Here is an 11,649-nt window from a genome sequence, read left to right as displayed (position 1 = left end):
GCCCCGGGTGGCCCCGTCCACGAAGCCCGCACGGGCGGGAGCGTCCGCCCCCGCCACCGCAGCGGCCGCGAGTGCCGGACAGACCGCCACCCCGACGGCGGCCCAGGCCGCGCCCGCCGGCGCACCGAAGGCCCCCAAGGTCGCCAAGGTCGGGTCCTTCGCCCGAGCCGCCGCCGACCGGGCGGCCCACGCCACCGGCATGCACGGCGCGGACGACACCGAGACGATCAGCCTGCCGGAGGTGTTCCAGACGACCGAGGAGCCCGAGGAGCCGCCGCTGCCCCTGATGCACACCGGGTCGGAGCCGCCCTCGGGCAACCAGACCAGGGTCGTGGTGACGATCCTGGTCGGCTTCCTCGTGGTGGTGCTCCTCCTGGGCTACTGCGGTATCTCGAGCATCGGCTCCGGCAGCAGCCTGCCCCTCGGCGGGAGCGCCCCGCGCCACACCTCCAGCGCCACGACGCCCCCGGCGACCAGCCCGAGCAGCGCTCCTCCCACGTCCAGCACGCCCAGGAAGAGCTCTGCCCCCATCGCCGTCGTCGGCGCCTCGGGCTTCGACCCCGAGGGCGACCAGAGCGAGAAGGACTCCGCCGCGAGCCTGGTGCTGGACGGCGACCCCACCACCGTCTGGCAGTCCGAGGGCTACAACTCCCCCTCCTTCGGCGGCCTGAAGAAGGGTGTGGGGGTCATCCTCGACCTGGGCAGCCCCAGGACGGTCCACTCGGTCAAGCTCACCCTGGGCAACGGCCCGGCGGACGTCACCGTCTACGCGGCGCCATCCCGATCCCTGGACGGGGTCTCGACCATCGGCGAGGTCCAGGGGGCAAGTGGCTCCGCGACCCTCACGGCCCCGACCGACCTGCAGCCCGCGCGCTACGTCATCATCTGGTTCACCCTCATCCCGCAGGACGGCGGTCGCTACCGCGCCTCCCTGGCGGACGTCAAGCTGAGCTGACCATGAACCCGCCGTCGCACCCGGTCGCGGGCCGTCTCGGCCCGGAGGAGCTGGCGTCCCTGCCTGATGCCGAGCTCCTCGCCGCGCACTGCGCCGGCGACCCGGAGGCCTTCGGTGAGCTGTTCCGCCGCCACCGCGACAGGATGTGGGCGGTGGCGCTGCGCACGACGAGTGACCGGGAGCTGGCAGCCGACGCCGTGCAGGACGCGTTCATCTCGGCCTTCCGTCGCGCCGACTCCTTCCGCGGCGACGCCGCCGTGACCACCTGGCTGCACCGGATCGTTGTCAACGCCTGCCTTGACCGGTTGCGCCGCCGGCGCCCCACCTCCGAGCTGCCCGAGCACGACCTGCCCGACTCGCGGGACGAGCACGCCAGCGTGGAGATCCGCCTGGACGTGCGCAAGGCTCTCGAGCAGCTGCCCGAGGGTCAGCGCCTGGCGCTGGTGCTGGTCGACATGCAGGGACTCAGCGTCGCCGAGGCCTCCGCCGTGCTCGAGGTGGCGGAGGGCACGATCAAGTCCCGGTGCGCCCGGGGCCGGGCGGCCATGGCCGAGCTGCTCGGCCTCAAACGGACGCCACCCCCGGCAACCGGACCCCCGCGCGCCCGCCCGGAACCTTCGGCCTCCCCCTGACGTCCTACCCTCGTCGGCCCCACCGAGTGAGACCCCCCGCACCCGCTCCGACCCCGCCCTGGAGGTGACCCGCCGTGATCCTGCCCCGCCACTCCTCGGGCGACCAGGATGACGACCCGACCGGCGTGCGGGCCCTGCTGTCCGCGCTGCCCGAGCCCGAGCCCATGCCCGAGGACCTCGTCCGCCGTATCAGCGCGAGCCTCGCCGCCGAGCAGTCGGCCCGCCCGCCCGCGGACGTCTCCGTGACGCCGCTGCTGCACACCCACCGACGTGCCCGCCGGGCCCTGGTCCCCGCCGCCGTGGCCGCGGGCATCGCCGCGGTCGCCCTCGCCGGCACCGGCGTCCTCCACCTGGGCTCCGGCTCCCAGACCAGCTCCGGGCTGGCGGCCTCCGCGGGCGCCCAGCTCACAGCCACCGACGACCCGAGCCGCAAGGCGGCGTCCGGGACACGGGCTGTGCAGCACATCCAGGTGTCCAGCACCCGCTACACCGCACAGGGGTTCGCGACCCAGGCCGCCCACCTCACCGTGGCGCCGGCACCGGAGGCGGCACCGTTGACCGGCGAGGCCCCGTCGGTCGGCCCGGTCGCCACGCCCCGCGGGCTCGACGCCTGCCTCGCGGGACTGGGGGTCGGGCCGGTCACCTCGGTGACCGCGGACATCGCCTTCTACGACGCCCAGCCCGCCGTGGTCCTGGTCGTCCTGGCCCGGGGTGCGCGCACGGCATACGCGGTGGGCCGCAGCTGCTCGGCCGCCGACCCGCACGTGCTCCACGGCGCTACTTCGCTGCCCTGACAGACCGTGCCCGCCGCGTCCGCGGCCGTGGAACAACCTCACCGTAGGATCTGTTGGAGCAGGTGGCACCGCCTGTCACCGCAGCCGTGCCGCCGTACAAGCCCCGACACATCGAGAGGTCTCCCGCGTGAGCACTGACGTCCGCAACGTCATCATCATCGGTTCCGGCCCCGCCGGATACACCGCCGCCGTCTACGCCGCGCGGGCCAACCTCAAGCCGCTGCTGTTCGAGGGCGCGGTCACCGCCGGCGGCGCGCTGATGAACACCACCGAGGTCGAGAACTTCCCCGGCTTCCGCGACGGCATCATGGGCCCCGAGCTCATGGAGAACATGCGGGCCCAGGCCGAGCGCTTCGGTGCCGAGATCATCACCGACGACGTCACCGCGGTCGACCTGACCGGCAAGGTCAAGACGGTCACCGACGGCGAGGGCAACACCTGGTCGGCCCACGCGGTGATCCTGTCCATGGGCTCGGCCTACCGCGAGCTCGGGCTGCCGGACGAGAAGCGCCTCTCCGGCCACGGCGTCTCCTGGTGCGCCACCTGCGACGGCTTCTTCTTCCGCGACCAGGACATCGTCGTCGTCGGCGGCGGCGACTCCGCCGTCGAGGAGGCCACCTTCCTGACCAAGTTCGCCCGGTCGGTGACCATCGTGCACCGCCGTGACGAGCTGCGCGCCAGCAAGATCATGGCCGAGCGGGCCTTCAGCAACGACAAGATCCGCTACGCCTGGAACTCCGAGGTCGCCGCCATCCACGGGCAGGACAAGGTCACCGGCCTGACCCTGCGCGACACGGTCACCGGCGAGACCCGCGAGGTCGAGGCCACCGGGCTGTTCGTCGCCATCGGCCACGACCCGCGCAACGAGCTGGTCAAGGGCGTCGTCGACCTCGACGAGGAGGGCTACGTCCTCGTCCAGGGCCGCACCACGCTGACCAACCTGCCCGGCGTCTTCGCCGCGGGTGACCTCGTCGACCACACCTACCGCCAGGCGATCACCGCCGCCGGCTCGGGCTGCGCCGCGGCCCTCGACGCCGAGCGCTACCTGGCCGACCTCGACCACGACGCCGAGCGGGCCCGGGGTGGCGCCGCCGAGCTGTCGGAGCCCGCGGCTACCGTGGCCTGAGGCCCGCCGCACCAGCACACACTCCCCGCACGCCCACCGCTGTCACCACAGCAGACACCGAAGGAAGGAGCCCCCGACGTGGGAGCTACCAAGGAGACCACGGACGCGACCTTCGACACCGACGTCCTCATGAACGACAAGCCTGTTCTCGTCGACTTCTGGGCGCCCTGGTGCGGCCCGTGCCGTGCGGTCGCCCCGATCATCGAGGAGATCGCCACCGAGCACGCCGACAAGATCAGCGTGGTCAAGCTCAACACCGACGAGAACCCCGAGATCGCCTCGCGCTACGGCATCACGGGCATCCCGACGATGAACGTCTACGTCAAGGGTGAGGTCGTCAAGACCCTGGTGGGCGCCCTGCCCAAGCCCAAGCTGGTGCGTGAGCTCGCCGACTTCATCGGCTGAGCCAGCCACACGGCATACCGGCGACGCACCCCCTGTTCCGCACGAGCAGCGGGTGCGTCGCCGCTTGCATGACGGGCTAGTCTCGACTTCTGCCCGTGCGCGCGGCGCGGCCGCGGACCCCCCACCCCCGAGAGGCAGGTATGTCGGACCAACCGTTCGCGTTGTATCGCCTGGGGGACGAGGGGGCCGGGGTCCGCGACATCCGGGAGCGCCTGCTCGCCACCGGTGACCTGCGTGAGGACGTCGGCGCCGACGTCTACGACGAGTCCGTGCGCACCGCGGTCCGCTCCTTCCAGCAGCGCCGCGGCCTGATCGCCGACGGGGTCGTCGGCCCGCACACCTGGGTGGCGCTCGACGGTGCCCGCTGGCGCCTCGGGGACCGGGTGCTGTCCCACACCCCCGGCCACATGCTCCAGGGCGATGACGTCTCCGAGCTGCAGCAGCGGGTGCTGGCCCTCGGCTTCAGCCCGGGCCGTGTCGACGGGGTGTTCGGCCGGGACACCGAGCACGCCGTGCGCCAGTTCCAGCGCGGGGTGGGGCTGCCCGCCGACGGCACTGTGGGCCCCGAGACCCTGCGGGCCTTCGCCGACCTCAGCCGCAGCGTCTCCGGGGGGTCCCCGCACATGCTGCGCGAGCGCGAGCTCGTCCGCCGTAGTGGGCACAGCCTGACCGGCCGCACCATCGTCCTCGACCCCGGGCACGGCGGTGACGAGCACGGGGCGCGCGGCCACGGCCTGTCCGAGGCCGACGTGACCCTGGACCTCGCCCGGCGGATCGAGGGTCGGCTCAGCGCCATCGGGGTCACCGTGGTGTTCACCCGAGCCGCCGGCACCTGCCCGGACGAGCTCGAGCGTGCCGACGTGGCCAACCGCGCTGGGGCGGACGTGCTCCTGTCCCTGCACTGCGACTCCACGGACCATCCGGAGGCCAGCGGTGTCGCGACGTTCTTCTACGGCCAGGACGGCTTCGGTGCCTGGTCCGCCGTCGGCGAGCACCTCGCTGACCTCGTCCAGCGCGAGGTCGTGGCCCGCACCGGGCTGGCCGACTGCCGGTCCCACGCCCGGAGCTGGACGATCCTGCAGCGCACCAGCATGCCCAGCGTCCGCCTGGAGGCCGGCTACCTGACCCATCCCTCGGACGCGGCGCGGCTGGCGGACCCGGCGTTCCGCGACACCCTGGCCGAGGCCGTGGTGGTGGCGCTGCAGCGCATGTACCTCGGTGAGGACGACAACAACGCCACCGGCGTGCTGCGGCTGGGCGACCTGCGCCGCTACATGGCCTCGGGAGCCGGCTCCCCGGCCGGCTCGGACTAGGCGACGCTCAGGCGCGCTGCCCGCCGGAGAGCACCGGGGCCCGCACCTGCGCGATCAGCCGCTCGACCACCTGCTCCATGTCCTCGCGCCACGACAGCGCGGTGCGCAGGTCCAGGCGCATGCGGGGGAACTGCTTGTGGTCACGCACGGTCTTGAACCCCACGGCGCTGAGGTAGTCCGCCGGCACGATGCACGACCGCATCTGGGCGCCCTCCTCGGTGCCCACCCGCCGCTGGCCGAAGGCCTCCATCGCGCGTATGCCACGACGCATGACGTCCTTGGCCGCTCCCTGGACCAGCATCCGGCCCAGGCCCTGGCCTTGGAACTCCGGCAGTACCCGCGCGGTCATCAGCAGGATCGCGTCGGCGCCCACCGGTGCGGTGGGGAACGCGGCGGCGCGAGGCACCAGGCGCGGCGGCGCGTAGGTCAGGTAGCCGGCCGGCTGGTCGTCGACGTAGGCGATCCGCCCCACGCTGCCCCACTCGAGCAGCGCGGCCGACAGCCAGGCCTCCTTGTCCAGCTCCGGGTCGCCCTCGCGCACCGCGCGCGCGGCCAGGACGGGGTCGAGCTCCCAGAAGATGCACGTCGCGCACGGCTCCGGCAGGTCGCCCACCCGGTCCAGGGTGAGCGAGAGGACCTCCCGGCCGCTCATGGTCGGCCGGACCCTGAGGCGCGACGACACAGGGGCAACACGGGTTTCATGTGAAACATGTCCCGTTCGCGAGACGGTCGCTCGCCCGTGGCGATCTGCATGGGAGACTCCCTACCACGCGACCGGACGGCGCGGAATACCGTCTGGTCCCGCCCTGAGGATCGCATTCCGCGCGCACGGTGAGGAGGCCACACGTGACCGAGCAGGGTTCGCGCCTTGACCCCTGGAAGCAGTCGTACGCCCAGCGCACTGCCGGGATGACCGCTTCCGAGATCCGCGCCCTGTTCGCGGTCGCGTCCCGGCCCGAGGTCGTCTCCCTCGCCGGCGGCATGCCCTACCTGTCGGCGCTGCCGATGGACACCGTTGCCGAGACGGTGCAGCGGATGCTGGCCACGGAGGGGTTGACCGCCCTGCAGTACGGCTCGGGCCAGGGCGACCCCCGGCTGCGCGAGCAGATCCTGGAGGTCATGGCCCTGGAGGGGATCTCGGCCCACCCGGACGACATCGTCGTCACGACCGGCTCCCAGCAGGCCCTCGACCTGGTCACACGCATCTTCATCGACCCCGGCGACGTCGTGCTCGCCGAGGCACCCAGCTACGTCGGCGCCCTGGGGGTGTTCTCCGCCTACCAGGCGGACGTGGTCCACGTCGCCAGCGACGACGACGGGCTGGTGCCGCAGGCCCTCGAGGAGACGATCCAGGCGCTGAAGTCACAGGGCCGGCGCATCAAGTTCCTCTACTCCGTGCCGAACTTCCACAACCCCGCCGGCGTCACCCTGTCCCTGGAGCGCCGCCCGCAGGTGCTCGACATCTGCCAGCGACACGGCATCCTCGTGCTCGAGGACAACCCCTACGGCCTGCTCGGCTTCGAGCGAGAGCCCTACCCGGCAATGCGTGCCGCCTCCGAGGAGGGCGTCGTCTACCTCGGCTCCTTCTCCAAGACCTTCGCGCCCGGCCTGCGGGTCGGCTGGGCGCTGGCCCCGCACGCGATCCGCGAGAAGCTCGTCCTCGCCAGCGAGTCGGCGATCCTCTGCCCCTCGGCCTACGCGCAGATGACGGTGTCGACCTACCTGGCCACCAGCGACTGGCGCGCCCAGATCAAGGTCTACCGCGAGCTCTACCGCGAGCGTCGTGACGCGATGGTGGACGCCCTCGGTGCCCAGCTCCCGCGGGCGCACTGGACCCACCCCGACGGCGGGTTCTATGTCTGGCTGACCCTGCCCGAGGGAGTCAACGCCAAGGCCATGCTGCCGCGGGCCGTCACCGAGCGCGTCGCCTACGTGCCGGGCACCGCGTTCTTCGCCGACGGCACCGGGCACCAGCACGTCCGGCTCTCCTACTGCTACCCCGACCCGGACCGGATCCGGGAGGGTGTGCGCCGCTTCGCCGGCGTCGTCCAGGCCGAGCTCGAGCTCCTCGAGACCTTCGGTCCGTATGACGCGTCGGTCACCTCGGACACGTCCGCGGCGCGGGTGCAGTTCCCCTCGCCCGATCTCTCCTGATGCGCCCGGTGATATACGGCCGTGCTCTTGGCATTGCCAACCGTCGATGCCCACCCCCGCTCCCCTGACTGTGAGGACCCCTGCATGAGCCACGTGCTCGTCCTGGCCGGTGGCCTGAGCCACGAACGAGACGTCTCCTTGCGCTCGGGGCGCCGGGTGGCCGAGGCACTCGGTCGCGCCGGCTGCGAGGCCCAGGTCCGCGACGTGGACTCCGGGCTGCTGGAGACCTTGCGCAGGCAGGCTCCCGACGTGGTCTGGCCGGTCCTGCACGGCGCCACCGGCGAGGACGGAGCGCTTCGTGACGTGCTGGAGACGCTGGGCGTCCGGTATGTCGGCGCACGTCCTCCCTCATGCCGGCTGACGTGGGACAAGCCGGTGGCCAAGGCGCTGGTCGAGCAGGCCGGGGTCGCCGCCCCCGCCGGCGTCGCCCTCTCCCACGCGACGTTTCGCGAGCTGGGCAGCACTGGCGTGCTGGACGCCGTCGTGCAGTCCCTCGGTCTGCCCCTCGCCGTCAAGCCGGCTCGCGGCGGTTCGGCGCTGGGCCTGACCATCGTCCGCTCGGCGGCCGAGCTGCCGTCGGCGATGGTGGCAGCCTATGCCTACGGTGATATCGCACTGATCGAGCGCTTTGTCGCTGGGACCGAGGTCGCCGTGTCGATCGTGGAGGACCACGACGGCCAGCCCCAGACTCTCCCGGCCGTGGAGATCGTGCCGGACAGCGGTGTCTACTCCTACGACGCGCGCTACACCGCGGGCGAGACCGAGTTCTTCACCCCGGCGCGCCTCTCCCCCGAGGCATCCGCTGCGGCCGCCGAGGCGGCACTCATCGTCTACGCGGTGCTCGGCCACCGCCACCTCTCCCGTGTCGACCTCATCGTCGACGAGTCCGGTCGGCCCTGGTTCCTGGAGGCCAACAGCTCGCCGGGGATGACCGAGACCTCACTGCTGCCGATGGCCCTGGAGGCGGCGGGACTCGATGCCGCCGCCACGTACGCCGCCCTGGTGCGGCGTGCACTGTCCGACTGAGGCCGGCTGGTTCCACGTGAAACGCGAGAGGGCGGACCCGATGACCGGGTCCGCCCTCTCGCGGTGTGGGGCCTGCGTCAGCTGTCGCTGACGTCCTCCCGCTGCGTCCCGAGCAGGTCGATGATCCGGTTGAGGTCATCCATGGATGCGAACTCGACGGTCAGCTTGCCCTTGCGCTGGCCCAGAGCGATGGACACGCGGGTGTCGAACCGGTCCGAGAGCCGGGCGGCGAGGTCATCGAGCTGCGGGTGACGGTTGCCGGCACGGGGACGGCGGGCCGGGCGCGGTGCGTCGTCGCCCCCGAGGGCCACGATCTCCTCGACGTTGCGGACGGAGAGCCCCTCGGCCACGATCCGCTGGGCGAGCCGCTCCATGGCCGCGGCGTCGGACAGCGCGAGGAGCGCCCGGGCATGCCCGGCACTGAGCACCCCGGCGGCAACACGGCGGGCTACCAACGGCGGGAGCTTGAGCAGGCGCAACGTGTTCGAGATCTGCGGCCGCGAGCGGCCGATCCGCCCGGCGAGCTGGTCGTGCGTGCAGCCGAAGTCGTCGAGCAGCTGCTGGTAGGCCGCCGCCTCCTCCAGGGCGTTGAGCTGGCTACGGTGCAGGTTCTCCAGGAGCGCGTCCCGGAGCAGGTCGTCGTCCTTGGTGTCCTTGACGATGGCCGGGATCGTCTCGAGGCCGGCCTCCTGGGTCGCCCGCCAGCGGCGCTCGCCCATGATGAGCTCGAACTGGGGAAGGACGCTGCCCTCGGGTGCGGTCTCCGCGTCGAGGGCCTGCTCCTCCGCCGGGATGGCTCGGACGACCACCGGCTGCAGCACGCCGATCTCGCGGATGCTGTGCACCAGCTCGGCCATGTCGTCCTCGTCGAAGACCTGGCGCGGCTGCTTGGGGTTGGGGCGGATGGACCGGACCGGCAGCTCGGCGAAGCGGGCGCCGGGCACGGGGGCGAGGCCATCGGTCACAGCCGGCTCGGGTGCGGTGTTTCCCGTGAAACCATCGGCGGTCGCCTCGGTCGAGGTGGCGGCCTCGTCGCCCGCCGCGGGGATATCAGTGTTTCCCGTGAAACCATCCCCGACATCGGCGGTGGTGTCCCGGGGGGCGTCGATGGTGATCGTCGCCGTGGCGGAGTTGTCCTTGAAGAACACGTCCACCGGGCGGTTGCCGTCGCCGGCCGGCGTACTGGGAATCAACGCGCCCAGCCCACGGCCCAACGCGCGCCTCTTCTCACTCATCGAACCAAGACCTCTCTCCACAACACATAGACGAAGCGGCGGCGCCGCTCCGGTGACGCTGCCGGGACACCCTAGTGGGCGGCGGCGACCCCGCGTTCCGCCAGCTCGCCGGCGGCCTCGAGGTAGGACAGTGCTCCGCTGCTCGTCGGGTCGTAGGTCATGACCGTCTCTCCGTGGCTGGGAGCCTCGGAGATGCGGACCGAGCGAGGCACCGTGGTCTTGAGGGTCTGCTGCGGGAAGTGCTCACGCACCTCGTCGGCGACCTGGGCGGACAGCCGGGTGCGCCCGTCATACATGGTGAGCAGGATGGTCGACACATGCAGGCCCGGGTTGAGGTGGCTCTTGATCAGCTCGATGTTCTTGAGGAGCTGGGACAGGCCCTCCAGCGCGTAGTACTCGCACTGGATCGGGATGAACACCTCGTCGGCCGCGACGAAGGCGTTGACGGTGAGCAGACCCAGGCTGGGCGGGCAGTCGATGAGCACGTAGTCGAGCCGCTCCTCGCCCCGCTCCTCGGCGGAGTCGATGTAGGCGCGGATCGACTTCTGCAGCCGGGTCTCGCGCGCGACGAGCGAGACGAGCTCGATCTCCGCGCCGGCGAGGTCGATGGTCGCGGGGGCGCAGAAGAGGTTCTTCACGTCGGGGCACGGCTGCACGACGTCGGCCAGCGGCGTGCTGTCGACCAGGGCGTCGTAGACGCTGTCGACCTCGGCGTGGTGGTCGATGCCCAGCGCCGTGCTCGCGTTGCCCTGCGGGTCGATGTCGATGACGAGGACCCGGAGGCCGGCCTGGGCCAGAGCGGCCGCGATGTTGACGGTGGTGGTGGTCTTGCCGACGCCGCCCTTCTGGTTGGACACCGTCATGACCCGTGTGGTGGACGGCTTGGGGAACTTCTTCCCCGCCAGCGAGATCCTCCGCCGCGCATCGATCGCGACCTGGTGGGCCAGGGGGGTGTCCACGTCGACAACCGGGATCGCCTCAGCGAGGGCGGCCCGCGCGTCGGTATCCGGGTCCGTTTCACGTGAAACGGGGACTCGCGCATCGGAAGGGGCAGGCATGGGTGTGGTCACCGGGCTCTCAGGTTCTGTTTCACGTGAAACGGGGTGGGAGGAAGGCCACCCCAAGCCGTGGCTCTCGTCGGGCTCGCGTTCCCCGTCGGGCCACCCCAGACCGGAACGGGTCATCTCCGACGTGCTCACCTGTCACCGCTTCCTCGTCAACGGCCGCCCAGTGGCAGCCGTTGACCCCATCCAACCGCATGCCGCTGTCAGGCAGCCACCGCGACACGGTCAACGACGGCGTCGGTTCTTGCGTCGGACAGCGGTCTTGCTGCCTGCGCCGGCGTCACCACGGGGAACCGTGGCGCCGATCCGTACGTGGACCACCGTCGTGAGGGGTTCAAGCACGCCCGCACCGTAGTAGCGCACCTCTTCCGAGATGGCCCCGGACGCTCGGAGGGCGGCTTGGTCCTCGGCGAGCTCCTCCGGTGCGCTCTCCCCCTTGAGGGCCAGCAGGGTGCCCTCCGGCTCGAGCAGGGGCAGGCACCACCGACCGAGCTCCGCGAGCCGGGCCACAGCCCGGGCCGTCACCACTGGTGCCGCCAGAACGCCCCAGAACTGCTCCGCACGGCCCCGGTGGACGGTGACGTTGTCCAGGCCGATGGCCTGCACCGCGTCGCCAAGCCAGGTGGTCCGGCGCAGCATCGGCTCGACGAGGTGCACCTCCAGGTCGGGGCGGGCGATGGCCAGGGCGAGCCCAGGCAGTCCGGCGCCGGAGCCGACGTCGATCAGCCGCACCCCCGCCGGGATGGCTTCCTGGACCACCGCGCAGTTGAGCACGTGCCGCTCCCAGAGCCGCGGCACCTCGCGGGGGCCGACCAAGCCGTGCGAGACCCCGCTGTCGGACAGGAGAGCCGTGAACACCTCCGCCTGGGGCAGCCGGTCTCCGAAGACCTGGGCCGCGACGGCCGGGGTCGCAGGCGGGGTCGGGGTGCTCACGAACGAACCTCT

Annotated in this window: 12 protein-coding genes; 8 read left to right on the top strand and 4 right to left on the bottom strand. The window is 72.0% G+C overall.

The window, feature by feature from the left end; genetic code table 11:
* The 6 genes from VF825_RS08340 to VF825_RS08315 all read left to right on the top strand — a co-directional run.
* A partial coding sequence (locus tag VF825_RS08340; RefSeq protein ID WP_331112108.1) for a discoidin domain-containing protein occupies positions 1-955 on the top strand: 955 nt, incomplete at its 5' end.
* A gap of 2 nt (positions 956-957) precedes the next feature.
* Entirely contained in the window at positions 958-1,587 is a 630-nt protein-coding gene (sigM, locus tag VF825_RS08335) for an RNA polymerase sigma factor SigM (protein ID WP_331112106.1), read from the top strand.
* A 74-nt stretch (positions 1,588-1,661) separates the two neighbouring features.
* A complete protein-coding gene (locus VF825_RS08330) occupies positions 1,662-2,381 on the top strand; it encodes a hypothetical protein (RefSeq protein WP_331112103.1) in 720 nt (239 codons plus the stop codon).
* 127 nt (positions 2,382-2,508) lie between these two features.
* Positions 2,509-3,507 (top strand): thioredoxin-disulfide reductase, encoded by a 999-nt coding sequence (trxB, locus tag VF825_RS08325; RefSeq protein ID WP_331112101.1) that lies wholly within the window; start codon positions 2,509-2,511, stop codon positions 3,505-3,507.
* Between the two features lie 78 nt (positions 3,508-3,585).
* On the top strand, positions 3,586-3,912 hold the full coding sequence (gene trxA, locus VF825_RS08320; RefSeq protein WP_331112099.1) for a thioredoxin: 327 nt from the start codon (positions 3,586-3,588) through the stop codon (positions 3,910-3,912).
* 140 nt (positions 3,913-4,052) lie between these two features.
* Positions 4,053-5,225 carry an N-acetylmuramoyl-L-alanine amidase gene (locus VF825_RS08315; RefSeq protein ID WP_331112097.1) on the top strand — a complete coding sequence of 391 codons (1,173 nt, stop codon included), beginning with the start codon at positions 4,053-4,055 and terminating at the stop codon, positions 5,223-5,225.
* Positions 5,226-5,232: 7 nt separating this feature from the next.
* On the opposite strand, the gene VF825_RS08310 is transcribed toward VF825_RS08315, so the two are convergent.
* The gene (locus VF825_RS08310; RefSeq protein ID WP_331112095.1) at positions 5,233-5,877 is read right to left on the bottom strand and encodes a GNAT family N-acetyltransferase; all 645 of its coding nucleotides are present in this window, start codon (positions 5,875-5,877) and stop codon (positions 5,233-5,235) included.
* 257 nt (positions 5,878-6,134) lie between these two features.
* Between VF825_RS08310 and VF825_RS08305 the strand changes: the two genes are divergently transcribed.
* On the top strand, positions 6,135-7,379 hold the full coding sequence (locus VF825_RS08305; protein WP_331112114.1) for a PLP-dependent aminotransferase family protein: 1,245 nt from the start codon (positions 6,135-6,137) through the stop codon (positions 7,377-7,379).
* Positions 7,380-7,463: 84 nt separating this feature from the next.
* Positions 7,464-8,405 carry a D-alanine--D-alanine ligase gene (locus tag VF825_RS08300; protein WP_331112093.1) on the top strand — a complete coding sequence of 314 codons (942 nt, stop codon included), beginning with the start codon at positions 7,464-7,466 and terminating at the stop codon, positions 8,403-8,405.
* A 77-nt stretch (positions 8,406-8,482) separates the two neighbouring features.
* Here the strand turns inward: VF825_RS08300 and VF825_RS08295 are convergent, their stop codons facing one another.
* From VF825_RS08295 to rsmG, 3 genes are all read right to left on the bottom strand, one after another.
* Positions 8,483-9,640, bottom strand: coding sequence for a ParB/RepB/Spo0J family partition protein (locus tag VF825_RS08295; protein ID WP_331112091.1), 1,158 nt, complete (start codon positions 9,638-9,640; stop codon positions 8,483-8,485).
* Between the two features lie 71 nt (positions 9,641-9,711).
* A complete protein-coding gene (locus tag VF825_RS08290) occupies positions 9,712-10,698 on the bottom strand; it encodes an AAA family ATPase (protein WP_331112089.1) in 987 nt (328 codons plus the stop codon).
* Positions 10,699-10,929: 231 nt separating this feature from the next.
* The gene (rsmG, locus tag VF825_RS08285; protein ID WP_331112086.1) at positions 10,930-11,637 is read right to left on the bottom strand and encodes a 16S rRNA (guanine(527)-N(7))-methyltransferase RsmG; all 708 of its coding nucleotides are present in this window, start codon (positions 11,635-11,637) and stop codon (positions 10,930-10,932) included.
* Between the last annotated feature and the right edge of the window lie 12 nt (positions 11,638-11,649).

This window comes from Oryzihumus sp. (assembly GCF_036391795.1).
Classification (GTDB): domain Bacteria; phylum Actinomycetota; class Actinomycetes; order Actinomycetales; family Dermatophilaceae; genus Oryzihumus.
Note: the sequence above shows the minus strand (reverse complement) of the source record. Positions and strands in the feature narration are given on the sequence as shown.